Origin of the sequence: Pseudoalteromonas sp. KAN5, from assembly GCF_022846535.1 — a bacterium.
Taxonomy (GTDB): Bacteria; Pseudomonadota; Gammaproteobacteria; order Enterobacterales; family Alteromonadaceae; genus Pseudoalteromonas; species Pseudoalteromonas haloplanktis.
This window is the reverse complement of sequence record NZ_AP025589.1, coordinates 1,969,042-1,994,038: the sequence shown is the minus strand read 5'-3', so window position 1 is coordinate 1,994,038 and position 24,997 is coordinate 1,969,042. Positions and strand designations below refer to the sequence as shown.

The 24,997-nt window shown below is 40.5% G+C and carries 23 protein-coding genes, 2 tRNA genes and 1 pseudogene; 13 read left to right on the top strand and 13 right to left on the bottom strand.

Annotated elements, in window-relative coordinates:
- Positions 1-122 precede the first annotated feature (122 nt).
- The 3 genes from hrpA to KAN5_RS08905 all read left to right on the top strand — a co-directional run bounded on the left by hrpA (position 123) and on the right by KAN5_RS08905 (position 4,760).
- The gene (gene hrpA, locus KAN5_RS08915; protein WP_138554683.1) at positions 123-4,010 is read left to right on the top strand and encodes an ATP-dependent RNA helicase HrpA; all 3,888 of its coding nucleotides are present in this window, start codon (positions 123-125) and stop codon (positions 4,008-4,010) included.
- Positions 4,011-4,076: 66 nt separating this feature from the next.
- A complete protein-coding gene (locus tag KAN5_RS08910) occupies positions 4,077-4,454 on the top strand; it encodes a response regulator (protein WP_244389560.1) in 378 nt (125 codons plus the stop codon).
- A 9-nt stretch (positions 4,455-4,463) separates the two neighbouring features.
- Positions 4,464-4,760, top strand: coding sequence for a PilZ domain-containing protein (locus KAN5_RS08905; protein ID WP_016707931.1), 297 nt, complete (start codon positions 4,464-4,466; stop codon positions 4,758-4,760).
- A gap of 34 nt (positions 4,761-4,794) precedes the next feature.
- On the opposite strand, the gene KAN5_RS08900 is transcribed toward KAN5_RS08905, so the two are convergent.
- Complete coding sequence (locus KAN5_RS08900) at positions 4,795-5,985, bottom strand: class I SAM-dependent methyltransferase (protein ID WP_029216076.1); 1,191 nt, start codon at positions 5,983-5,985, stop codon at positions 4,795-4,797.
- Positions 5,986-6,123: 138 nt separating this feature from the next.
- On the opposite strand from KAN5_RS08900, the gene KAN5_RS08895 reads away from it, so the two are divergent.
- Together KAN5_RS08895 and KAN5_RS08890 are read left to right on the top strand one after the other, a co-directional pair.
- The gene (locus KAN5_RS08895) at positions 6,124-6,789 is read left to right on the top strand and encodes an HD domain-containing protein (protein ID WP_016707929.1); all 666 of its coding nucleotides are present in this window, start codon (positions 6,124-6,126) and stop codon (positions 6,787-6,789) included.
- Between the two features lies 1 nt (position 6,790).
- Complete coding sequence (locus KAN5_RS08890; protein ID WP_138554684.1) at positions 6,791-7,180, top strand: VOC family protein; 390 nt, start codon at positions 6,791-6,793, stop codon at positions 7,178-7,180.
- 1 nt (position 7,181) lies between these two features.
- Here KAN5_RS08890 and KAN5_RS08885 read toward each other — a convergent pair whose 3' ends face one another.
- The 3 genes and pseudogenes from KAN5_RS08885 to KAN5_RS08875 all read right to left on the bottom strand — a co-directional run bounded on the left by KAN5_RS08885 (position 7,182) and on the right by KAN5_RS08875 (position 12,739).
- Positions 7,182-8,171: a two-component system response regulator gene (locus tag KAN5_RS08885; RefSeq protein WP_016707927.1), complete on the bottom strand. Its 990-nt coding sequence runs from the start codon at positions 8,169-8,171 to the stop codon at positions 7,182-7,184.
- A 2-nt stretch (positions 8,172-8,173) separates the two neighbouring features.
- Positions 8,174-11,512, bottom strand: coding sequence for a PAS domain S-box protein (locus KAN5_RS08880; RefSeq protein WP_244389559.1), 3,339 nt, complete (start codon positions 11,510-11,512; stop codon positions 8,174-8,176).
- A 247-nt stretch (positions 11,513-11,759) separates the two neighbouring features.
- A pseudogene (locus tag KAN5_RS08875) lies at positions 11,760-12,739 on the bottom strand (ion channel).
- A gap of 85 nt (positions 12,740-12,824) precedes the next feature.
- Here KAN5_RS08875 and KAN5_RS08870 point away from each other — a divergent pair.
- A complete protein-coding gene (locus KAN5_RS08870) occupies positions 12,825-13,556 on the top strand; it encodes a SprT family zinc-dependent metalloprotease (protein ID WP_244389557.1) in 732 nt (243 codons plus the stop codon).
- 162 nt (positions 13,557-13,718) lie between these two features.
- On the opposite strand, the gene KAN5_RS08865 is transcribed toward KAN5_RS08870, so the two are convergent.
- Positions 13,719-13,803 (bottom strand) — tRNA-Tyr (locus KAN5_RS08865).
- Positions 13,804-13,851: 48 nt separating this feature from the next.
- A tRNA-Tyr gene (locus tag KAN5_RS08860) sits at positions 13,852-13,936 on the bottom strand.
- 112 nt (positions 13,937-14,048) lie between these two features.
- On the opposite strand from KAN5_RS08860, the gene KAN5_RS08855 reads away from it, so the two are divergent.
- The 4 genes from KAN5_RS08855 (at position 14,049) to KAN5_RS08840 (ending at position 16,871) form a co-directional block, all read left to right on the top strand.
- Positions 14,049-14,570 carry a VC2046/SO_2500 family protein gene (locus KAN5_RS08855; RefSeq protein ID WP_016707923.1) on the top strand — a complete coding sequence of 174 codons (522 nt, stop codon included), beginning with the start codon at positions 14,049-14,051 and terminating at the stop codon, positions 14,568-14,570.
- 157 nt (positions 14,571-14,727) lie between these two features.
- The gene (locus KAN5_RS08850; protein WP_016707922.1) at positions 14,728-15,030 is read left to right on the top strand and encodes a DUF6172 family protein; all 303 of its coding nucleotides are present in this window, start codon (positions 14,728-14,730) and stop codon (positions 15,028-15,030) included.
- A gap of 138 nt (positions 15,031-15,168) precedes the next feature.
- Positions 15,169-15,765 (top strand): hypothetical protein, encoded by a 597-nt coding sequence (locus KAN5_RS08845; protein WP_244389556.1) that lies wholly within the window; start codon positions 15,169-15,171, stop codon positions 15,763-15,765.
- Positions 15,766-15,926: 161 nt separating this feature from the next.
- Positions 15,927-16,871: a hypothetical protein gene (locus tag KAN5_RS08840; protein WP_016707921.1), complete on the top strand. Its 945-nt coding sequence runs from the start codon at positions 15,927-15,929 to the stop codon at positions 16,869-16,871.
- 79 nt (positions 16,872-16,950) lie between these two features.
- Here the strand turns inward: KAN5_RS08840 and KAN5_RS08835 are convergent, their stop codons facing one another.
- Positions 16,951-17,190 (bottom strand): RNA recognition motif family protein, encoded by a 240-nt coding sequence (locus tag KAN5_RS08835; RefSeq protein ID WP_016707920.1) that lies wholly within the window; start codon positions 17,188-17,190, stop codon positions 16,951-16,953.
- 212 nt (positions 17,191-17,402) lie between these two features.
- On the opposite strand from KAN5_RS08835, the gene KAN5_RS08830 reads away from it, so the two are divergent.
- The 3 genes from KAN5_RS08830 (at position 17,403) to KAN5_RS08820 (ending at position 18,249) form a co-directional block, all read left to right on the top strand.
- On the top strand, positions 17,403-17,627 hold the full coding sequence (locus KAN5_RS08830) for a DUF6429 family protein (protein ID WP_138554687.1): 225 nt from the start codon (positions 17,403-17,405) through the stop codon (positions 17,625-17,627).
- A gap of 93 nt (positions 17,628-17,720) precedes the next feature.
- Positions 17,721-17,972 (top strand): type II toxin-antitoxin system Phd/YefM family antitoxin, encoded by a 252-nt coding sequence (locus tag KAN5_RS08825; protein ID WP_016707918.1) that lies wholly within the window; start codon positions 17,721-17,723, stop codon positions 17,970-17,972.
- A complete protein-coding gene (locus tag KAN5_RS08820; RefSeq protein WP_244389555.1) occupies positions 17,962-18,249 on the top strand; it encodes a type II toxin-antitoxin system RelE/ParE family toxin in 288 nt (95 codons plus the stop codon). Before KAN5_RS08825 ends, KAN5_RS08820 begins: the two co-directional genes overlap by 11 nt.
- Positions 18,250-18,333: 84 nt before the next feature.
- Here KAN5_RS08820 and KAN5_RS08815 read toward each other — a convergent pair whose 3' ends face one another.
- The 6 genes from KAN5_RS08815 to miaB form a co-directional block, all read right to left on the bottom strand.
- The gene (locus KAN5_RS08815) at positions 18,334-18,714 is read right to left on the bottom strand and encodes a hypothetical protein (protein WP_244389554.1); all 381 of its coding nucleotides are present in this window, start codon (positions 18,712-18,714) and stop codon (positions 18,334-18,336) included.
- A 616-nt stretch (positions 18,715-19,330) separates the two neighbouring features.
- Complete coding sequence (gene lnt / locus KAN5_RS08810) at positions 19,331-20,908, bottom strand: apolipoprotein N-acyltransferase (protein WP_036980668.1); 1,578 nt, start codon at positions 20,906-20,908, stop codon at positions 19,331-19,333.
- On the bottom strand, positions 20,877-21,758 hold the full coding sequence (gene corC / locus KAN5_RS08805) for a CNNM family magnesium/cobalt transport protein CorC (protein WP_016707913.1): 882 nt from the start codon (positions 21,756-21,758) through the stop codon (positions 20,877-20,879). Before corC ends, lnt begins: the two co-directional genes overlap by 32 nt.
- A gap of 22 nt (positions 21,759-21,780) precedes the next feature.
- Complete coding sequence (gene ybeY, locus KAN5_RS08800) at positions 21,781-22,239, bottom strand: rRNA maturation RNase YbeY (RefSeq protein ID WP_016707912.1); 459 nt, start codon at positions 22,237-22,239, stop codon at positions 21,781-21,783.
- Between the two features lie 4 nt (positions 22,240-22,243).
- Positions 22,244-23,305, bottom strand: coding sequence for a PhoH family protein (locus tag KAN5_RS08795; RefSeq protein ID WP_244389553.1), 1,062 nt, complete (start codon positions 23,303-23,305; stop codon positions 22,244-22,246).
- 50 nt (positions 23,306-23,355) lie between these two features.
- Positions 23,356-24,801 (bottom strand): tRNA (N6-isopentenyl adenosine(37)-C2)-methylthiotransferase MiaB, encoded by a 1,446-nt coding sequence (gene miaB / locus KAN5_RS08790; RefSeq protein ID WP_016707910.1) that lies wholly within the window; start codon positions 24,799-24,801, stop codon positions 23,356-23,358.
- Positions 24,802-24,997: the final 196 nt, after the last annotated feature.

The following is a 24,997-nucleotide window of genomic DNA, read 5'->3' as shown; positions in this document are numbered from 1 at the left end:
GAGTAGCCATAATCTGTATTCAATGTCTTGTCAAAATCGCTTTTAATTTCAACGACGCTCGCATCTTGAGGTAGCTTGGGTATAATTGTGCGTCTTTTTTCAAATATTATAAGGTAGTGCGGGTGGTTAACCTAGGTCAATTGTTTGGTGAGCTAAAAACGTGTCTAAGAAAAGATCAATTCATCTTTAAAAAACGCCTTCATGGCATAAAAAAAATAACCGATGAAACAAAACAAGCGGCCGTTGTTGAAAAAATCACCGCGGATATTACCCGCAGCCAAGATTTGCGTGAAGTGCGCTTAGCTCAATTGCCGACAGTAACTTACCCGGAGCAATTGCCTGTTAGTCAGAAAAAAGACGACATTAAACAAGCAATAGCGCATAACCAAGTGGTGATTATTGCAGGCGAAACGGGTTCTGGTAAAACGACACAAATTCCAAAAATGTGCTTAGAACTTGGCCGTGGTGTTGATGGTTATATTGGACATACGCAACCTAGGCGACTTGCAGCCCGTAGTGTCGCGGATCGTATCGCTCATGAGATGCAATGTGAACTTGGCCAGCAAGTCGGTTTTAAAATACGTTTTAGCGATCAAGTTTCTGATAATAGCTACATAAAATTAATGACCGACGGTATTTTATTGGCTGAAATTCAACAAGATCGATTTTTGAATCAATACGATACTATTATTATAGATGAAGCCCATGAGCGTAGTTTAAACATTGACTTTATTTTAGGTTATCTCAAAAACCTATTACCAAAGCGCCCTGATTTAAAGGTGATCATTACCTCAGCAACCATCGATCCAGAACGTTTTTCAAAGCACTTTAATGATGCGCCAATCATTGAAGTATCAGGGCGGACATTTCCAGTCGATGTACGCTATAGACCGCTGGTTGACATTGATAAAAATGACATGGAAGCCGAAGGCGACCAGTTGCAAGGGATATTCGATGCCGTTGACGAACTCTGCCAAGAAGGGCCAGGTGATATATTAATCTTCCTAAATGGTGAGCGAGAGATCCGAGACACAGCTGATGCACTTAGTAAGCGTAATTTAAAAGGGGCTGACGTATTACCTCTTTATTCTCGATTATCAAATGCAGAGCAAAATCGAATTTTTGCCCCGCATAGCCGTCGCCATATTATTTTATCAACCAACGTTGCTGAAACATCACTGACCGTACCCGGTATTCGCTATGTAATAGATCCGGGTACTGCGCGAATTAGCCGTTATAGCTATCGCACTAAGGTGCAGCGTTTGCCTATTGAAGCTATTTCTCAAGCTAGTGCTAATCAACGAAAAGGGCGCTGTGGTCGTGTTGAAGCGGGTATTTGTATTCGTCTTTATTCAGAAGAAGATTTTAATTCACGGCCAGAGTTCACCGATCCAGAAATACTGCGTACAAATTTAGCGTCTGTAATTTTAAAAATGCTAGGTCTAGGTTTAGGTGATATGGCGCAATTCCCGTTTGTGCAAGCCCCAGATAGCCGAAATATTAACGATGGTTTAACTTTGCTTGAAGAACTTGAAGCGGTAAAACCAGGACGACACAAAAGCACGACTCAACTTACTAAATCGGGACTAGAGCTCAGTCGCTTGCCGGTGGACCCGCGGTTAGCAAAAATGGTGCTAACAGCACAAAAGATAGGTGCGCTGCGCGAGGTAATTATTATTGTCGCGGCATTGTCGATTCAAGATCCGCGAGAGCGCCCACAAGAAAAACGCGCTGTGGCGAATGAAAAACATGGTCGCTTTGATGATCCTGATTCAGATTTTATCGCATTTTTAAATTTGTGGAATTACCTTGAAGAACAACAAAGTGAATTGAGTAATAGCCAGTTTAGGAAATTGTGTCAAAAAGATATGTTGGCCTACATGCGTATTCGTGAGTGGCAAGATATTGTTTATCAGTTGAGCACTGTGTGTAATGAGATGGGCATGAAAGCCACCACGAATGTTGCTGATGGCGATAAAATTCATCAAGCCTTACTTAGTGGCATGCTAAGTCACATTGGTTTTAAAGATGATAAACAACTTTATAAAGGCGCGCGCAATAGCCAGTTTCATATTTTTCCAGGTTCAGGGTTATTCAAAAAAAGTCCAAAATGGTTGATGTCGGCTGAATTAGTTGAAACCAGTAAACTGTATGCACGTATTAATGCCAAAATTAATATCGATTGGGTTGAACCACTTGCACAGCATTTAGTAAAACGCAGTTACAGTGAACCTCATTGGGAGAAAAAGCCGGGGGCAGTGATTGCTTTTGAACAGCAAGTGTTATACGGGCTTGTAATTGTGTCTAAACGCCGCTGTGTTTATAGCAATATAGACCCAAAAGTAAGCCGCGAGTTGTTTATTCGCAGCGCATTAGTTGAGCAGGATTTAGGTCAAAATGAAGGCTTTTTACAATTTAATCGTGAATTAATTGAAGATATCCAAACCCTTGAAAACAAAAGTCGACGTCGGGATATTTTGGTTGATGAGCAAACCTTGTATGAGTTTTATGATAAGAAGATCCCTGCGCAAATAAACAATCGTGCAGCATTTAATAAATGGTATAAAACGCAAAAACAACAAGATAAACACTATTTGCATATGACCCGTGATGATTTAATGCAGCATGGCGCAGATAGCGTTACTGAGTTTGATTACCCTGATGTATGGCAGCAAGGTAACCTAATGCTACCTCTGAGTTATCATTTTGATCCGGGTCAAGCTGTTGATGGGGTGGCGGTACACATTCCCGTGGCTTTGTTAAACCAAGTGGAAGAGACTGGTTTTGATTGGCATATCCCTGCATTTCGTCATGAGTTGATCACCGGCTTAATTAAATCGTTACCAAAATCATTGCGTCGTAACTTTGTGCCTGCACCAAATTATGCGGATGCCGTATTGGCCGCTATTGAGCCAATGCAAGGTAATTTTATTGAAGCGTTAACGACGCGGTTATTGCGAATGACTGGGGTAAGCGTGGAGCCAGATGCGTGGGATCTCACCACACTGGCAACTCATCTACGCTTACAGTTTGAAGTACGTGATGATAAGAATAATGTGCTTGCACGGGGCATGGATTTAGCGAAGCTCAAAGCACAATTACAAGGTAAAGTGACGCAAACTTTGTCTAAGGTTGCGGATAAAGGCATAGAGAAAAGTGAGCTCATACAATGGGACTTTGGTAAGTTACCCGTATCCTATGTTAAAAAACAAGGTCAGTATGAGATCAAAGCGTACCCAGCGCTGGTGGATAAAAAGTCTTCTGCGGCTGTTGAACTATTTGATAATGAAATAAAAGCACAAGCAGCTCACCAACAAGGGTTACGCCGTTTAGTCTTGTTAAATGTGCCATCGCCGATAAAATATTTACAACAACATTTACCCAATAAGGCAAAATTAGGTCTATATTTTAATCCGTTTGGTAAAGTGGCTGATTTAATTGATGACTGTATCGCCGCTGGGGTTGATAGCTTATTAGTTTCGCTTGGCGATGTTCGAACTGAGCAAGCGTTTGAAAAGGTTAAAGAGCAGATCCGTGGGGAGCTTGGTGATACAGTTGTGGCGATTGCTACACAAGTTGAACAAGTGCTTAGCATCGCTCATGCGTTGCATAAAAAGATGAAAGGCCGTGTTGATTTAACCATGATCACCGCGCACGGTGATATAAAAAGCCAACTCGAATCTTTAATATTTAAAGGGTTTGTTTCAAGTCATGGAGCCGATAAGCTCAGTGATTTAATTCGCTATTTAAAAGCGATAGAAAAACGCTTAGAAAAGTTGCCTGTTGACCCAAATCGTGACAGATTATGTGTACTCGAATTAGATAAAGTTGCTCAAGAGTATCAAAAACTGTTGAAAAAAGTACCGCCAGGAATGCCTGTACCACAACAATTACAGGATATTTTTTGGATGCAGCAGGAACTAAGAGTTTCACTATTTGCACAAACATTAGGCACACCATATCCGATTTCAGCAAAACGTGTGCTCAATGCTATAAAGGAAATTGATTGAGCTAGGGTTATTTATTAGACCTAGCTCAAAGGAAAAATTTGAAGATGAGAAGGAACGAAATTAACCATGCGCTCATCCGCTAAAACACCCTTGCGTTTACTAGTTGTAGACGACGAGTATTTTAATTTTGAGATGCTTAAAGTCGCTCTATCAACTAACTTTGAGCTCAGTTATGCAGAATCAGGTAAGAGCTGCTTGTCATCGGCAATAGCAAATCCGCCGGATGCTATTTTGTTAGATGTCTGTATGCCAGGCTTAGATGGCTATGATACTTGTAGAATGTTGAAAAATACCCCTGAAACTCGCAATATTCCAATTGTGATGGTGTCAGGTTTAGAGTCAGCGCAAGAACAACAGGCTGGGTTTGATGCCGGTTGCGATGCTTATGTAGTTAAACCTTTTTCAGTGGTGGGGTTGTTAGAGAAAATAAAAACGGTGATGTAAGGGGGCTAAATGCTCAATGAAGATAAACGTAACTTTAGGCGAATGCAGTTAAATGCAGATGCCAAACTAACGACACTTGAGCCAATTGCTGGCCAACAATTTGATGTAGTCTGTGTTGATTTAAGTGCAACGGGATTATCAGTTCATTTGGATGAATTACTTGAATTGGGCACCATTGTTAAAGTGAACATAGCTTCAACTAGCCCTGCGATTGCACCACTTGATGCAACCGCCAAAGTGATCCGTGCTAGCAAAGAGTGTGATGGCACGGTGACCGCAGGACTAGAAATAATGCAGTTCAATTAACCTGATGAGCTCAGGTTAATTCGTTGCGGTCAGTTTAATACACTTTACAGATCAGACCTTTTAGGTAAAAACCTTCAGGATAGCTACCTGCAATGGGGTGATCAGCAGCTTGATTTAAACGCTCCATGATCAATAAGTCTTTACCGGCATCGAGGGCAGCATCAGCGACGACTTTTTGAAATAAGTTCTGATCCATTAACCCTGAACATGAGAATGTGAGTAACGTGCCGCCAGGTTTTAAAATTTGCATGGCAATCATGTTGATATCTTTATAGCCTCGGCATGCACCTGTAAGCTGTGCTTTGTTATCAGCAAACTTTGGTGGGTCCATCACAATCGTGTCAAATAGCACGCCTTCTTCACGGTATTGACGTAATAACTTAAACACATCTTGTTTGATAAAATCAACACGGTTTAAATCTAACTCGTTGTGCTCAACATTGCGCTTAGCGGTATCAAGAGCGGGTTGTGATACATCAACGTTAGTGACATGTTCGCAGCCGCCGCGTAGTGCATATAATGAAAATGTCCCTGTGTAGCTAAAGCAGTTAAGCACTTTTTTATTTTTTACAAAACGCTCTAGTGCTGCTCGGCTATCGCGCTGATCAAGGTAAAAACCGGTTTTATGGCCTTCAAGAATATCAACTTCAATTTTAAAGCCATTTTCTTCTATTAACACGGGTTGCTCTGGTTTGTTACCCCATAACACGCCCATAGTTGGCTCCAAACCTTCTTTGCTTCGTACATCGACATCAGAGCGTTCATAGACATCACAGCCTGGGAAAATAGCGAGCAAAGCACCGACTATTTCGCCCTTATGGCGCTCTGCACCAGCACTTAATAACTGGCACACTAAAAAATTGTCAAACTTATCAATAGTAACGCCAGGTAAAAAGTCTGATTCTGCAGCACATAAACGAAAACCGGTTAAACCACCTTCAGTGATTACTTGCTCGCGAGCAGCAAGCGCTCGGCGTAAACGACGTTCAAAAAATGCTTGGTCGATCACTTCTTTTTCATCAAAACTCCACACTCGGGCGCGGATTTGTGAATGTGGGCTGTAAGCTGCAGTAGCTAAAAATTTACCGTCGTTATCGTGAATGGTTACTGTGTCACCTAAACTTGGTTTACCTTTTATTTTTTTGATGGCTTTTGAAAACAACCATGGGTGTTTTCTTTTCAGTGATTTTTCACGACCAGCTTGTAGGTATATAGCAGATGACATTAGGCTTCTCATTACAGATAAATTAAGGGCGTATTTTAGTGAAGCAGGCTCGAACATACAATGAATGTTTTGCATCGCCCCCTATAACCGCGGTAAAGTAACTATAATTCAATGTATTAATTTGAAATTATAGGAACTATGGAACAATCTTTGCCCGTTTTAGCGCTGAGTGATTCATTGCAGCAATTAGAAAATCATTGCCGTAACTTTATTATGTCGCTAGTCAGTGCTGATGTAGCGCATGATATTACCCATATTGAGCGTGTTGTGAGAGTTGCTAAGCAGTTATGTATTGCTGAGCAAGCTGATATGAATATTGTTTTACCAGCTGCATGGTTACATGATTGTGTTGCTGTTGCGAAGAACCATCCTGATCGTGCTAAAGCGTCGACAATGGCCGCGGATAAGGCGATCACATTCTTAACTTCAATTGGCCATGACTCACACTATTTTGACGCAATTCACCACGCCATTGCAGCACATAGTTTCAGCGCTAATATTGCAATTGAAACTGTGGAGGCACAAATTGTACAAGATGCCGATCGTATGGATGCGTTAGGGGCAATAGGAGTTAGCCGCTGTATGAAGGTTGGTGGCTCAATAGGGCGTAATTTGTATGATCCTGTCGACCCATTCTGTGCGCAGCGAACCCCTAATGATACTCTTTATACACTTGACCACTTTTTCATCAAGCTGTTACACATCGCAAACAGTATGAATACGCCATCTGCAAAAGCAGAAGCTGCGCGTCGTACTGAATATATGCACGCATTTATCGCCCAGCTAAAATCTGAGATTGGCTAATATGACGCTTCCTTCATTATCCGGTATTGATCATTGCCATTTGAATGTGGTTAATTTAACTGATGCCGTCGTTTGGTACAAAGCTGTGTTAGGGTTTCATGTTGTGCCAGAGTTGGCTTTTTGGGATGAAGGTAAAGGGCCGTTAACATTACAAGACTCAGCTGCGAGCGTTCGTTTAGCATTATTTGAGCGAGAAGGGACTAGTAAAGGTGTTGCATTTGGTGCGACAGGAGAGCAGTTTATTGCCTGGCTTAAACACTTTGCTGATTTAGGAGTTAAAACCGTAGTGGCGGATCATAAAGTAACGTACTCTGTTTACTTTCAAGATTTAAGTGGTAATAGTCATGAAATAACGTCTCATGACTATTTATATATAGCAGCTCATATTTAGCTCAATCTTGATAAGCTAAATAGACCTCTAAAATTGCATCTAGTTGACCTTCAAATAAAGCAATCAGTTGAGGATCAAAGTGTTTGCCCGCTTGTGTACGCATATGAGAAATCGCTTCATCAACGCTCCAAGCTTGTTTATAAGGGCGTTTAGATGTCAATGCATCAAATACATCTGCAATTGCCACAATTCTCCCTTCTATAGATATTTGTTCTGCTTTTAAACCATTGGGGTAGCCTGTACCATCCCACTTTTCGTGGTGTTCCATAGCAAGTAGGTGAGCTAATTGCAGTAATGGTGAGGTTGAATTCGCTAAAATTTTTGCACCTATTTGCGCATGTTCTTTCATATGCGCAAATTCCTCGTCGGTTAACTTTCCAGGCTTGAGTAAAATTGCATCGGGAATGCCAATTTTGCCTATGTCGTGCATGGGGGCGGCTTGTTTGAGAAGTTCAGCGTGCTGCTCATCCATCCCATAGGCCAGCGCTAAAATTTTACTGTATTTACTCATTCTTATTATGTGTTCGCCAGTATCTGTATCTTTGTACTCTGCGGCACAACCTAAGCGATGAACTAAATCGACATGGGCTTGCTTTAACTGCTCAGCTTGCACCAAGGATAAATGGGTTTTAACACGAGCACGTACAATCGCTGGGCTGATAGGTTTGGTAATGTAATCTACCGCGCCAATTTCAAAACCTTTAAATTCATCACTTTCATCTGCCAGCGCGGTGACAAAAATAATGGGGATATGTTGGGTGACTGGATTCTGTTTAAGTTGTTGGCATACTTCAAACCCACTCATATTAGGCATCATAATATCGAGTAAAATGAGTTTCGGTAATTCTTTTTCGACTAATGCAAGCGCCGCATCTCCTGATTTGGCGAAAGAAAGGCGATATTGATTGCCTAATACTTCGCGCATAACTTTAAGATTGGCAGGTTCATCATCAACAATAAGAATTCGAGGGCGTTCAGTGATTAAGTCCATGATTATGCATCCACGTTTTCTGTTTGATTGAGTAATTCAATTAATGCTGCCAAGTGACTCTGCGCACTATCAAAATCAAATTGGTCAAAATATTCGACCAATGCTACCACGTCACTTTGGTACACAATTGGCGCATTAGCTTCGATTTTTGCGAGCAATTCATCGTTTAGTTCAGCATTTTCAGCATCTTTATGTAGTTGCTCACAGATCACCTTAAATGCACTCAGTGATAATGTTTCGCTACTTTGCTCAACATTTGTTGCGGGCATACATGCTAGAGTTTTTTCAGCCAAAAACTCACTTACCGCATTGAATTCTAGTTCTAATTGCTTAATTACTTGTACTTGTTGCTGCGCCGACTCACTTTTTTCTAATGCTGAGAATAATTTCATCATTGTTGGTAAACCTAGATTACCTGAAAGTCCTTTAAGCGTATGTAATGTGCCTTTAAAATCTTTTAACGCATTTAATCCATCATTAAAAATGACCTCAAATACTTCTTTTTGTTCTTTAAGAAAACGGTGTATTTCGGTCAATTGTTTACATTTACTGCCCCACAGTTGTTGCCCTTTTTTAAAGTCAATATGCTGTGCCGTGGGGTCACTTTGTGCAATCAGAGTCTCTTTATTTAGGCCAAAACCAAGTACTTGGGCAATTTCTTGATTCAATTGGTTAATATCAACAGGTTTGTTTGCAAAACCATTCATGCCTGCTTTTTTCGCAGTTAACTTATCTTGTTGTAATACACTGGCAGTAAGGGCAATGATTGGTGTGTTCTTTAATTGTCGTTGCTGTTCGATTTCACGAATTCTATGTGTTGCAGTAATACCGTCACACTCAGGCATGTGGATATCCATCAAAATAACATCAAAATCTTGGCTTTCAAAGATAGCAAGTGCTTCTAAACCATTGCTTGCAGTGCTGATAATATGTTGATCTCGCGATAATAGTAGTTGCAATAACTCAACATTTTGCTCTATATCGTCAACGACTAAAATGCGCAGTTGCGGTAATTGAGTGTGTAACTCATCAAAGTAGTTGATCTTTGTTTCATCACTAGGCTCTAAAGGTAATGAAAAGTAAAAGCAACTGCCTTTATCTTCTTCACTTACTACATTGATTATGCCACCCATCAGTTCGACGAGCTGTTTACTGATCGTGGTGCCCAGTCCAGTACCACCGAATCGGCGAGTGGTGGTGCCATCAGCTTGTACAAAAGGTTGAAATACGGCTTTAAGGCGATCTTTAGCAATGCCAATACCGGTATCTTGTACTTCAAAAAATAAGTAATTATTTTGGGTTGTACTGACCGTTACATTTACAGAACCTTGTGCTGTAAATTTAATCGCATTGCCAATTAAATTAGTTAACACTTGGCGAATTCGATCCGGATCACCATAGTAAGCAGAGTGAACAGACTCTTTAATAGTTAGTGTTAGTTCAAGATCTTTCTTTTTAGCTTCTAGCCAAAAGGTGGAAATAATACTATCAAGAACGGGCTGAAGATTAAAATGTACTGGTTCTATGGTCAGCTTACCTTTTTCTAGTTTCGCCGAGTCCAGTATTTCGTTTAATAGGCGCAGCAGCGAACGAGCGGCATTGTTGACGGTGATCAAATGCTTTTGTTGCTCTTGATCAAGCGGTGTATCCATTAATAAGTCACTAAAACCAATAATAGAGTTCATTGGAGTACGAATTTCGTGGCTCATATTTGCCATAAATGATTGCTTCGCTTGCGCTGCCTCTTCAGCCGCTAATTTGGCTAGTTTTAGCTTATCTTCGTATTCACGACGTTCACTAATATCAACAATAACGCCGTCAATCCAAACCGCTTCACCTTGATTGTTAAACTCAAAGCTGCCTTTTTCAAGCACCCAAATAAGTTTGCCATTACGGTGGCGCAGTCGATATTCAATTGAGTATTGTGATTTATCTGCAACGGCTTGGGCGATTGCTTCATTGATACGATCGGTGTCGTCTTTGAAAATTAAATCACCAAATTCTATATGCTTATTAATAAACTCTGAAGGTACGTAGCCTGTTACTTCATTAATGCTAGGGCTGATAAAAATCATACTCCAGTTTTTATTTAACTCGCAGCGAAATACCACACCTGGCATATTGTCCATCAGCGAACGGTATTGTTGTTCTTTTTCGATGAGATTTTTTTGTAGTTTTCGCTGCTCGGTTAAATCGGTAATAAAGCCAACAAATATTGAGTCCTGACCAGGTTGGGTTGCTTCGCCAATTCCTAAACGAATAGGGAATAAATGGCCATCTTTGTGTTTTGCAAGTACATCTCGATTGATGCCAATGACTTTTCCTAAATCGATGTGACCCGCCTTTGAAAGGTACTCATCATGATGGACGGCAATGTCATCTGCCATCAGCATTTTTACATTTTTGCCTTGTACGTCAGATTGGCGCCAGCCAAAAATATTTTGCGCTGCGTTATTAAAGCTTAAAATGTGACCGCGATGATCAATGGTTACAATGCCATCTATGGCGGTCGATAAAATCGCTTCTAAGCGAGATTCGTTGCCCGTTTTTTCTTCAAGTAACATGCGGTAGCGCACCATGCCATTAATAATCGCAACAACCGCAGTTAAAATAATGGTTGCAAATACCACACTAATGGCAACAAAAGTAAGCTGTGAGCTATCACTACCATCACCAATTAATGGCGAAGTTGCGACAAATCGCGTAGCGGCCATCCCCATGTAATGCATGCCTGCAACTGCAAAACCTAAAATGGTGGCACTGAGCAATCGTGTTTGCGCAGCAGTAAAAGATGGAAAGTACTTACTGATATTAAAACGCGAATATAAAGAAATGAATGCCAGTACTACAGCGACTATGATTGATAGCCCAAATGTCAGTGGGTCGTAGCGTAACAAAGGACTTAATTGCATGGCAGCCATACCGCTGTAATGCATAGTGCCGATGCCAGCGCCAAGTAGGATAGATGGTATTATTAAACTAGCAATTGTATTGTTGCTTTTAACAAGTAATGATCCAGCTGCTAAGCAAGCGAAAAATGCAGGAATGAATGAGAATAAAGTGAGTATTGGATCATAACTAATATTTGTACAGAGTGAGAATGCGAGCATGCCAATAAAGTGCATACTCCAAATACCGCCAGCTAACACTAAGGAAGCTGTGGAGTTGGCCAATCTTTGATAACTTTTAAAGCGTGTTTCTTTAGCGAGATCAATTAGGTAAGCTGCAAAAAATGCTGCAAAAATAGCAGTTAAAACAGACAGTGTTACTAGGAACGGGTCATATACACCATTGATAATAAGGCTAGGATCTTGATCTGTAATAAAAAAAGCTGAAAGCATAACGGCTCAATTTAGTTTATTTCAGCGCTTAACGCTATCTGAAATTTATGTTGATAAAAGTTTAAATGCATGTGAGTTGCTTAGTTGTTATTTACATTTTCAACTATAAAATTTAACAAAATTAAAATCTTTGTAAAATCAAGTTACTAAGTTTTATTGGGCATAATGATAGCACTATTTATAACCAATTTTATAGCGACTATTTATCACTAACTAGTGATTTTTTTGTTTGTAAAATAGTCACCAGTTAACGTGTCATCCGTTTCACAAATACCACAACGAACAGCGCCAATGAAAAACTACCACAAAATGCTTCTATTGCGGCAATTAAGCGCGAAAAACCGACAGGTGTTATATCGCCATAGCCTAAAGTTGTAAATGTAACCACGCTAAAATAAACGCTATTTAACAGCGCTGATAAATTATCGCCCAATGATGCCCCAGTATTTAGCTGCATTAATCCTCTGGCATCCATCACGCCAAAGATAAAATAACACAGGGCACAGCAGATGATTAGTGACAAACTAAAGCGGATCACGTTTTCGGGCTTTTCGCCGTAGCCGCATAACATATCAATAAAGCTTGATGCCAACCGTTTTTTTGAGCCTTTAGGGTATTGCGCATGCCGCATCCTTAGCTCTTTATAAGTGAAATTGCCAGCCAATTCAAATAACCCTTGCTGCTCAGATGCTTTTCGTAAATTACGAAATATCTCTTCAGATTGTTCAAATAGGTCAAGTGCTGCAGTACGGTCGGCATCTTTTAACGCGGCTTTGGCTTGTTTTTCTTGTAATAATTCAGTGCCTAAATCTATGTTATCTATACGAGTGTTGTTGAGCTTTATACCCAACAGGTTAGTGTCTTGTAAATTACAATAATGTAGGCTGGCATCATGTAAAGTGGCTTTCATGAGCGAGCTGTGAGCTATTTTATTATTAAATAGGTGAGCGTGTGTTAACGTTGCGCGATAAAAATTGCTGTAGGATAAATCAAAGCCATCTTCATCATCCTGCTTTATTAAGCTAAGTCCGGTTAGGTTGGCGCGTTGTAATTGTAACCCTTGTAATAATCCTCCTTTTTTGCATAGCGTTCTAATTTCTGGGTGAGATCTAAACCTGACTTATCAAACTTTCCATCATGCCAAAAGCAGAAGCCTGAACCCATGTCAGTTTCTTGGCAATTATGGCCATCAGGAGAAGTATAATTACAACAAGGCTTATCTGGCATCTGTGACGTCGCTTTATTTAATTCCACTTAGTTATAGATTAGCAGTTATTTCGCGAGGTAATATAGCCACCCTGTAATTAGTTAAATGACTGTCGAACAGTTACAAGAGTCAGGTTTGTTTGAATATAAGTTAAAGCGTAGTCGTCGCCGCAAAACCGTGGCTATTAAAGTCCAGCAACAGAGTGTGACAGTGTATGCCCCTGTAGGGGTTGCTATTGAGGAGCTTGAGGGCTGGTTAGTGAGTAAAAGTGGCTGGATAAATGAGCAGCTCTATAAGCAAAGTCAGTTGCTTGATACACGCCAGTATCTTTTAAAAGATAATAGAGTTCTTGTTTTTGATCAGCCTATAACACTGGTGTATGGCACTGGAACACGTTGTGAGTGGCGCTTAGATAATAATCAGGTGCAGCCAACTTTGCAGTTAAATTTATCTCGACGTGTTAAACACCAGCACGCTATGTATCAAAGCCTGATTGAAGCTTTTTTACATGAGCAACTAGAAAGTTATATAGAAATGCGAGTACAACAGTATTGTATAAAAATGGCAGAGGCATTACCAAGCAGTATTCGTATTCATACTTATAAACGTCGTTGGGGGAGTTGTAATCGACGACGGGCGCTGACCTTTAATTTGTTACTTGCTAGTGCACCTCACACGATTATTGACTATGTGATTGTGCATGAACTTGCCCATTTAAAGTATTTAAATCATAGTGCTGCGTTTTGGCAGCGAGTAGGTGAGTTTTACCCTGAATATAAGCAAGCAACAACCTGGCTCAAAGAGCATGGTGCGGGTTTACAATGGGTGATTGAATAGCGTTAGGTTATTACAGATAAATGGAGTGATAACAAGGCATAAATTTTGACATCTAGTTGTTCTACATGAAAAATTTATAACGCAGATAGCGCTTTATTTAGCCCGCTAGAATGGTTAAATATTTAAGTCGATTGGTATAAGGATAATACTTGAGAAGAAAAGTGGTGGAGGGAGCTGGATTCGAACCAGCGAAGGCTGAGCCGTCAGATTTACAGTCTGATCCCTTTGGCCGCTCGGGAACCCCTCCACACTAATTTTGTTACATTTGACCCCACTTAACTGAGCGATAGAAAAGTGGTGGAGGGAGCTGGATTCGAACCAGCGAAGGCTGAGCCGTCAGATTTACAGTCTGATCCCTTTGGCCGCTCGGGAACCCCTCCAATGCAACGGCGCTGATAATAGCAAAGTGAGTATTTAAGTAAAGAAAAAAGCTAAAGAAATAGCAAATAATGCCGATAAATATCTATTCCCTACTTTAATCGGCTAAAGTCTATGCAAATCGATGATTTGTTAATCACAGAGAGTCAACTTAATAATCGTCTTGCCAAAAGTGTGAGTGAATCACGCCGTGGTGAGTTTGCATTATTATTGGCAATGCTCTCACATGATGCGCTCGATTTTAGTCAGTTTCATTTACCTAAGACGTCCGTTGATACTCATGCGACAACACAAAGTGAAACTCAATTACGCAAATACTTAGGGGCAGGTCCTGAGCAAGCACTGGCACCTGCGCAATTTGATATGCTAATTGGGCAACATAATGCGCAGCGATTACAGCAAGGGGGGATGGCGGATATTCGTTTACGCTCATGCCTTACACCTGAGCCATTAGTGATCCGCGATGATAAAAACCATATTCCACTGCTAGTAATTGATAACTGCGAACCCGTTGTACGCAAGCGTCATTTAAATAAAGAAAGCCAATTAGATCACCCACAAATGGATGCAGTTGCATTCTACGATAGCCTTAATAATGACGATCTCCATCAACCCTTGCACCTTGCACAGGCGTGATGTTAGGCTGATATCATTATCAGCAAGCAGATTTATTTACTTTCGGGTAAAAAAAGCATCCAAAAACTAAATGCAATTGCTATAATGACCGAAATGGCATTTCCAACTTACTTGGTGTAAATGTCATCATCATTAAATCAAGGTAATTAGGAACGTAATGAAGAAAACATTCACGCTGAATCATGAGAAAATCAAATACCCACGTATGGTAGATGCTGCAAAGCATGAAGTTAAAAAGTATTTGAAAAGAGAGCGTAACAAAACATTGCCAGTTGATGCTGATTACTGGGCATTTGATTGTAAATTTGGCAACACGGCCGAAGATGCACAAGTAGTACATGTTGCTGAAATCAGTAATTCAATTAGCGAGATTGAAAAGCAAGGCTTAGAATCTTTCTATGTTGAAATCATTGCGCGAGCTGCGCAACGTCAAGTGCAAGATTTTGATGATGAAGTTTAAAAGTAATTGATTTACTAAAGAATGGGCTGAATAGCCCATTTTTTGTGTCAAAAATAACCTAATAGGTACAGACTTTACGATCAAAATACTGCAAACTAGCCCTAAGACTGGATAAGAAAAACAATAAAAAGGATGCATATGCTTTACCCGCTACTAGTGGCTTTATATAGTTGTGGCGTACTAGTTACTACGTCATTACCGCTAAGTGCACAACACAATTGCCCCACGAGCTTGAAAGTCAACTCTGTTGTACAAAACGATTGGCATTACGCAACGGATGCCATTGGTAGCAGTGTACAAACAAAATCACAACTGATTAATGATGATCATATTTGGATCCAGTTTTCTCGTGTGCCACGGTTAAATGCTAAAAGTAATTCATGGGTTGAATTGATTTATGATTTACCAAATAAATCATTGGCAGCGGTGGCCACTATTGCACTGGAATATAAAAGCAGTACCGGCTTAGTCGTTAAATTGTCACAGCAAGATTATGGTGGGCTGGGGGATAAAAGTTATGCTCATTATCAACATAAGTTAGCGCCAGCTGATAATTGGACAACGCGGTGTTTTACATTAGATGATTTTTCGCGTCCTAGTTGGACACCTGTTGAATCAATTGATGTAGGTATGATACTGGAACATATCAATGCAATTTATTTAGTGCCGGATCTAACCGATGAGCACGGCGGCACAGCTACGATAAGTGTAAAATCCCTAACCTTGCTCCCTTAGTTTTTTGCAAGCTAAATTTATTGCACCGCACTATGCACGCACGTGGTGCAAAATAGTTTGTTATTATTTATAAAATAACATAGTGCATTGATTTTTATGTTTTTTTAAAGTTGGTTCTGTAATTGCTTTGGATCCTAATAATGTAGTTAGGAGCTCCAATTATGGCCAGAATGAGTTACATCAGTAGTGTTGAGCGTTATCAAGAGTATCAACCTGTTATTCATGAATTACTCGATTCAATTTTAGCAAGCCTTGCCGATGGCGTTAAAAAGCAACAAGATAACCGTCATTTAGTGGCTCAATATCCATTTTTGGAATTGCAGTATTGTTTAGATAAAAACGGGGTGCAGTTGGGCAACAATGTTTGTTTTAAACGCCAGTATATGAAAACCTTAAACAATCGTGGTGACGCACAAGATTTAAGTGAACGCCCTTATTTTCAAGATATTCAACAGCAATCACAAACTCGTTTTACTGCGCCCTATATCTCGATAGCGACAAATCACTTATGTATATCAGCAGTTAAAGCGCTTGATCACCCTCATGGCGAGCAAGCGTATTTAGTTATTGATGTATGCTTAACTCAATTAATTGAGTTTATTATGGGGGATCGTACTCGCGCAAATATGACGCCATTTTTTAAAGCTGGCTATGGCATTATTGTTAGCTGCTTATTTTGTTTAGTATTATTTTTACTTTATCGGGTATTTGGCGATATTTATAATTTACTCTTTACCACGTCGTTAGCAGAGGATCCGCTTGAGCCATTTAGTATTATTATTTTTATTACTTTAGCGTTAGCAATATTCGATTTGGGTAAAACTATTCTAGAAGAAGAAATTCTGATGCATAAAGACATCTTTAGGCACAGCTCTACACGGCGAACAATCACGCGATTTATTTCGACCATTTTGATTGCGGTGTCTATTGAAGCTTTACTAACCATGTTTAAAGCAGCACTGGGTCAATCTCAATATTTATTACCGGCTATTTACATGATGTTAGCAGTCGTTGGGTTATTAATTGCACTGGCGATTTATGTGTATTTAGGTGCTAAAGCAGAGACTTTGTTGTTGAGCACCCAGCGGCACCGTAAAAACGCGTAATGCATAAGTAATAAAAATGGCTTGTAGATTCAAGCCATTATTGTTTATACAAGCGTAAGTGTTTTATCAACTCCTTACATTAAGCATCGGCTAATTTTACGCGTATTTTGCTTTTATCAACACTGGTTTGATTTAACGCTGTGATTGCTGCATTCGCTTCAGCATTGTCTGGCATCTCAACAAACGCGAAGCCTTTTGATTGGCCAGTTTCTTTATCTAGGACTAAATTACAGTTAGTAACTTTACCGTGAACGGTAAATAGTGTGCGAATATCGTGTTCGCTAGTGGTGCGTGCTAAATTTCTGACTAATAGTTTCATAATGAACTCTATTTAAAAATGACGGTGGTGATTGTCTCAAGTAATCTTGGTATGACCTAATGATTAATTACAAACCAGTGAAATAAAGCGTAACAAGTATGAATTTGAGCTGCGTGACGATTTTTAGCTGGGTAAATTATAATGGTGGCTGTTGAACGGCTACTTTTAAAATGACAATATAAGTAAAACTTTAGTCAATAGTGGATCAGCATATGCAAATAGACACAGATAAAATAGACGACGCTGCATTAGCACTGATGTATTTAACCTTGCACGACCATTGCCGTGCATGGAAACAAATTGATTGGGACGTAACCAATCGGCTGCATGAAAAAGGTTTAATAGGCGACCCGGTAGGTAAAGCCAAATCAGTCATCCTTACGGATGATGGCTTAAAACATGCAAAGCGATTGTTTGAAAAGTTATTTACGAAATAGCGTGTATAGGAAATAAAAGGCTACAAAAAGCGCTAGCTATAAAACTAAAAAAGGTCTAAAGTTAGCTCATATTTATGGTCTTTTTGGTGAGTTATGAGACAAATATTAGCAGACTGTTCAGCAAGTATTTCAGAATTAAAGAAAAATCCGACAGCGTTATTAAATGAAGCTGATGGTTCAGCGATAGCTATTCTAAATCACAATAAACCAGCAGCTTATTTAGTACCTGCGCAAACGTATGAGTTCCTAATGGAACTGATCGACGATATCGAATTAGCAAAAATTGTCGAAAGTCGCAGAGCAGACTTATCAGAGGCGGTTGAAGTTAATATTGATGACTTATAAGCTCAAATTTTTACCCGCAGCGCAAAAAGAGTGGAACAAGCTTGCTCCACCGATAAAAAGTCAGTTTAAAAAGAAACTCATAGAGCGTTTGGAAAATCCTCATGTACCTGCATCGAAACTGAGGGGTTTTGATAGCGTATATAAAATAAAATTGCGCACAGCAGGCTACAGGCTTGCCTATGAAGTGATTGATGATGAAGTTGTAGTATATGTACTCGCTATCGGCAAACGAGATAAAGATGCAGTGTATAAAAAGCTAATGAAGCGCTCAAAGTAAAGGTTCTACTGGTTTTATTACGTTTATGGTCAGTACAATTGTATATTTTGTACAAATTTAAATGTTGTTTTATTTATTCTCCGTTTATTGTCCCCAAATAAGTTCGTCTATTTTAATCAAAAAATCATTATCTATTGTTTCGTTATTCAAGTTTGGTATTACCAATTTATGCTGGTTCATTGTTACTAATAATGATGAAATAATAAGGCGATGAATTTCAGCATAATAAAGAGGGTTAGTTCGTTTCACAGGAATTGGATGACAATCTTTAATAATTGACACTAAGTCTTCATCAGGAGTACTCATAAAGGAATCATAAATAGGGTCCGTTTTACCTATTATTTTTAGCTGACCAAAAGTTGAATTTATCCAATCCTTAGTTAATGACTTGTTTGGGATATTTGCTTTAACGTTTTTACATCTATCTGAGACTTCTTCGTAAAAGCTGTTAATAGGCTTACTCATTTCTATCGCATTTTTCAATTCTAATTCAGTAGGTTCATATTTACCCTTAACGAATCTGCCGGCTGAGAAATATTCTTGAATTAAACCTTCGCAATAAATAGTAACATTTTTTTGCTTTTCAATTAGATTAATTCTTTTTTCAAATCTTTCATATAGCCGTGAAAAATCTTGAGATTCTATTTGTTCTTATTGCGATGTAAATATTCTCTCACTTAACTCATTTGCTGCCTTTGCTATTTGGTAAGATTTAAAAGCAATCAAGCCAGTAACGATTGTTATTAAAAACATTAATAAGCTAATAATTGCTGAAAGAATATGTTCAGGTTTAAGTCCAAGCTCATTATCAACAATCAATGCACTAGGGAAAAAGCAGCTATGAAAACCAACATCAGCGTACAGCACATAAGCATGGATATGGTATGGGAGTTGTGAGCAACTTTTTTAATGTGTGACATTTATTCTATCCTTGAAAAAGATTGAGTATTATACATTTAATTGTTGGGTTTCGTTGCACTCAACCCAACCTACGAATAAACTCGTTACCGCTTACCGCTTACCGCTTACCGCTTACCGCTTACCGCTTACCGCTTACCGCTTACCGCTTACCGCTTACCGCTTACCGCTTATTGCTTATTGCTATCCCTACAACTCCCATCAATACCACGACTATCCACACTGGTAAGTTGCCATATTGACTATAGATGCTGTCGCCTTGAATGAGCTTAACGTTCACTTTTAAGGTATCGGCTTCAAACTGTGGCATGCTGACTTGTGTTTGACTGATAGGGTCGTAAACACCACTGATACCATTGTTTGTAACCCGTATCAGCGGGCGTTGTAATTCAAGGGCGCGCATTCGGGCTATTTGCATATGTTGGTGAGGGCCGTGGGAGGCACCAAACCAGGCATCGTTACTGACGGTAAATAAAATATCTGAATCATTGTGGTAATTACCACGCACTAAATCAGCAAAAGCTATTTCATAGCAAATGGCCGGTAAGATATTTAAGCCATTAGCGCGTAAGTTATTTTGCACTTTGTCGCCGCGAGAAAATGATGACATGGGCAAATCAAATAAGGGAGCGATAGGGCGCAATATATCTTCAAACGGCACAAACTCACCAATAGGCAGTAATTGGTGTTTTTGGTAACGGTTTTTACCTAGGTATTGATAATGGCCATGCTCGTCGTCGTGCTCTTTATTACCAACTACAATCAAGGTGTTGAAGATAGCTTTAGTGTCGCGTTGATAGTCAACTATACCAGTAATGAGGGCGGTGTTGTTAAATGAAGCTGCGCTATCAAGACCGGCTAAATAGCTATCTGCAAGGGCTTCTATTTCCGGCACGGCGGCTTCTGGCCAAACGATTAAGTCTGCATCCCAATGCGGGCGAGTCATATCTTGGTACTTACTCATCGTGGTCCAAAATTCACTTGGGTCAAAACGCAGGTGTTGTTTGATATTGCCTTGTACCAATAAGGTACTAATGGTTTTGTTACTGTAGCTGTTAGTTCGCGTATAATGAGTAATACCAAACAATAAAGCGAGAGCCACTAAACTGGCTACTGCTGCTTTGAAGTCACGAGTAAACAGCAGGCGGTAGAGCGCAAAGCCAATAGCGATACAAACAAGGGTTAAGCCAAATTCACCAATCACTGGGGCAAGTTGATTTAATGGGCTATCGGTTTGCGTATAACCAAAGCTTAGCCAAGGGAAACCGGTCATTACCACGCCACGCAAATACTCGGTGATGGCAAAACCGCTGAGTAACAATAAACCATAGCTATTAGGGCCGCTGGCAAAGCGTGTGGCAAACATAAAGGCCAGTGCAGGGTAAATGGCGAGATAAGCGCATAACAACACCATTAGTAATATTGAGGCAATCAATGGCATACCGCCAAAGGTGGCAATTGAAACATGCACCCAGCTTATGCCTGCGCCAAACCAGCCAAGGCCAAATATAAAACCATATTTAGTGGCACGTTTGCTGGCTAACTTACCATATTGTGGTTTAGGTTTTGTCGTTTGAGTGGTGTAAATTGCCAGTGCTAAGCAGGCAAAGGTGAGGGGCCAAGCCTCAAAAGGAGCATAGCTGAAAGTTAAAAGAAGGCCCGCAACCAGTGCGAGCCATGCTTTTTTGTCTTTTGCTAAATTCAGGCAGTTAGTCAGAAATGTCTTCACTGTCGTTATCATCAGCCTTTGGCACAGTAACTTGTAATTGCAATAATCGGCGATTATCGGCATTAGTTACTTTAAATTGAAAGCCATCAATCTCAATAAGCTCACCACGACTTGGCATGTGACCAAAGGCGTGCAGTACAGTACCGCCTATGGTATCTGCTTCTTGTGTGCTGTAGCCGGTTTTAAAGTATTCGTTAAAATCATCAACGGGTGTAAGGGCTTGAACAACGAACACGTGTTTTGCAACTTGACGAATATCTTGTTGATCTTCTTCGTCGTGTTCATCTTCAATTTCACCGACGATAAGCTCAAGTATATCTTCGATTGTCACTAAGCCTGACACACCGCCGTACTCGTCAATAACTAATGCCATGTGATAGCGCTGTTGGCGAAATTCATTCAGTAGTGTATCGACACGCTTACTCTCTGGGACAACGACTGCTGGGCGTAAATAATTACGTAATGACGGCAGTAGTTCATCTTTGTTAAGAATAAGTGGTAGTAGATCTTTTGCCAGTAGAATGCCTTCAATGTGGTCCTTATCTTCACATACCACAGGAAAACGTGAATGTGTTGAATCGACCATCATTGGAATGAGTTCCTCCAGTGGTGCGTCTACTTCGAGAGTGATCATTTGTGAGCGCGGGATCATGATGTCTCGCACTTTTAACTCTGACACACCGAGCACACCTTCGATCATCTCTTTGGTTTCAGGATCAATGACATCCCGAACTTGCGCATCGGCAATTACTTCAGCCAGCTCTTCTCTATTCTGGGGTTCCCCTTGCAACATTTGGGTAATTCTACCCAACCAGGTCTTGCCAGAAGAACCCTGGCTAGTCTGCGAGTTATCGTCGCTCATTGCGTCTATTTGCTCCGTAAATTTAAATATCGTCCCGATATGGGTCTGCTATGCCTAACTCGGCAAGCAATTGCTTTTCAATGCTTTCCATCTCTTTCGCATCTTCCTCCTTTATATGGTCAAATCCAAGTAAATGCAAGCATCCGTGGATCACCATATGGGCAAAGTGGTCATGAAATGACTTTTCTTGCTCTATTGACTCAGCTAATACAATGGCTGGACATATCACTAAATCGCCAACTAAGGGCAATTCGATTCCTGCTGGCGCTTCGAATTCAAACGACAACACATTGGTTGGCTTATTTTTACCACGGTAGTCATTATTGAGTTGTTGGCTTTGCGCCTCATCGGCAATGACGATGCTCAACTCTGACTCATCACGGTATTGACTCAGAGCTTTGTTTGCCCATAGTGCAAATTGCTCAAGGCTAGGTAAGTTGTCAAACTCACAGGCTATTTGTAAATCTAATTCAGTGTTCACGTTATTACTCTTTAGTCGCAGCTTGCGTTTGCTCTTGATTAGCGAGCAAATCTTTAGCGCGTTGTTTTTCAGCGCGCTTTTGTCGCTCTGCTTCATCGTTGCGCTCATACGCTTCAACAATACGCGCTACCACAGGGTGGCGTACCACGTCTTGAGATTGAAAAAAGTTAAAGCTTATTTCATCTACATCACTCAGTACTTCTATAGCGTGACGAAGCCCTGACCGCGCACCGCGCGGCAAGTCAACCTGTGTTATATCACCGGTGATCACTGCTTTTGAATTAAAGCCAATCCGCGTTAAGAACATTTTCATCTGTTCAACCGTGGTGTTTTGGCTTTCATCTAAAATAATAAAAGCGTCGTTTAGTGTGCGACCACGCATAAAGGCAAGTGGTGCAACTTCAATTACATTTTGTTCGAGTAGTTTTTCAACTTTTTCAAAGCCGAGCATTTCAAACAATGCATCGTATAAGGGACGCAGATAAGGATCGATTTTTTGACTTAAATCACCGGGTAGAAAGCCCAGTCGTTCACCCGCTTCAACGGCAGGACGGGTCAATAAAATCCGGCGTATTTCTTGGCGCTCTAATGCATCAACGGCCGCGGCAACAGCAAGGTAAGTTTTACCTGTACCAGCAGGCCCGATACCAAAAGAGATATCGTGACGGAAGATATTTGATACGTAGTGACCTTGGTTATCGTTACGCGGTTTAATTACACCACGGCGAGTTTTGATCATAACTTCTTTGCCATAAGCGTTCAGTTCATCTTGCTCAAGGGCATTTGATTCACTGATAGCAAGGTGTACTGTATTAGCTTCAATTTCAGTAATAACACCACGAATCGGCTGAGTCTCGACGTATAAGTCTTTGAGAATTTCCATTGCGGCAAACGCGCAGGTGGTTTTTCCGGTGATTTTAAAATAGTTGTCGCGATGAGTAATTTCAACACCTAAACGGCGCTCAATGTGCTTGATGTTTTCGTCAAACGGGCCACATAAAGATGAAAGACGTTTGTTGTCGGAGGGTTCTAAATAAATCTCTAATTTTTTTAATTGATTACTCAAAATTACTTCCTATTTTTATGTGCCAGCAAGGCTGGCACAGTAAGTGTCGCCTACGGAACGAATGTAGCGACACCAATCTCATTTGGCGTTGCTTGTGGTTCAGGCTGTGCTGCTTTACTCAAAATATCAGCAGGAGCAACCGCGCGGCGTAAGTTCATTTGCGATTCTGTACGAATTAAGTCACCACGTAAAGAGTTTGGTAGTGCTTCAGTGATACGTACATCAACAAACTGACCGATCACAGTGTGCGGGCCAATAAAGTTTACTACACGGTTGTTTTCAGTTCGGCCACGTAACTCCATCGGGTTTTTCTTCGATGGCCCTTCAACTAAGATACGTTGCTCAGTATTAAACATTTGGCGGCTAATTTGCTGAGCCATTTGGGTAATACGATTTTGTAACAGATATAAACGTTCTTTCTTTTCTTGTTCGCTTACATCGTCAGGTAAATCCGCCGCTGGGGTGCCAGGGCGAGCGCTGTAGATAAAGCTAAAGCTCATATCAAAACCGATATCGTTAATCAGGTTCATGGTGGCTTCAAAGTCCATTTTGCTTTCGCCAGGGAAACCTATGATAAAATCAGACGACATGCTTAAGTTAGGACGAATTTTACGTAACTTACGAATTGTAGATTTGTACTCAAGTGCAGTATGGCCGCGCTTCATTAAATTCAAAATGCGATCTGAACCACTTTGTACTGGTAAATGTAAATGATCTACAAGCTCAGGCACATCAGCATAAGCGTCGATGATATCAGGAGTAAACTCTACAGGGTGTGATGTGGTGTAACGAATGCGGTCAATACCATCAATAGCTGCTACATAACGAATCAGGTCAGAGAAATAACAAATTTCACCATCATGGGTTTCACCGCGATAAGCATTCACGTTCTGCCCTAGTAGGTTAACTTCACGAACACCTTGTTCCGCAAGCTGAGCAACTTCAAGTAAAACATCATCAAGCGGGCGGCTAACTTCTTCACCACGGGTGTAAGGTACCACGCAGAATGTGCAGTATTTTGAGCAGCCTTCCATAATTGAAACGAAGGCTGTTGGGCCATCAGCTTTTGGTTCTGGTAAGCGATCAAATTTTTCAATCTCTGGGAATGAAATATCAACCACAGAGCTGCCTTTATTGCCTTGTACTTGTTTGATCATTTCAGGTAAGCGGTGTAGAGTTTGCGGGCCGAAAATCACGTCTACAAATGGCGCACGTTGGCGAATAGAATCACCTTCTTGCGATGCAACACAGCCGCCAACACCAATGATCAGATCGGGTTTATCATCTTTCAATAATTTCCAACGACCTAGTTGATGAAATACTTTTTCCTGTGCTTTTTCGCGAATTGAACAGGTATTGAGTAGGATGACATCGGCATCCTCAGCTTCTTCGGTTAACTGATAGCCGTTGGTTGCATCGAGGAGATCCGCCATTTTCTGAGAGTCGTACTCATTCATCTGACAACCCCAGGTTTTAATATGCAGCTTTTTACTCATTGAAATATAGCCTCGTTTTCAATTCGGTAGTGGCACGATAGCGCGCTAAACAGGATAAGTGGCACGTTCGCTTACTTAAAGGACGCGTATTTTAGCTGGATACCCGCCCAGATCCAAGTATAGTTTTTATGTTTGTGGATTGATGTCAAACAAAGCGTCTTTAATAGCCGATTAAGATGAAACTCACTCGCACTTG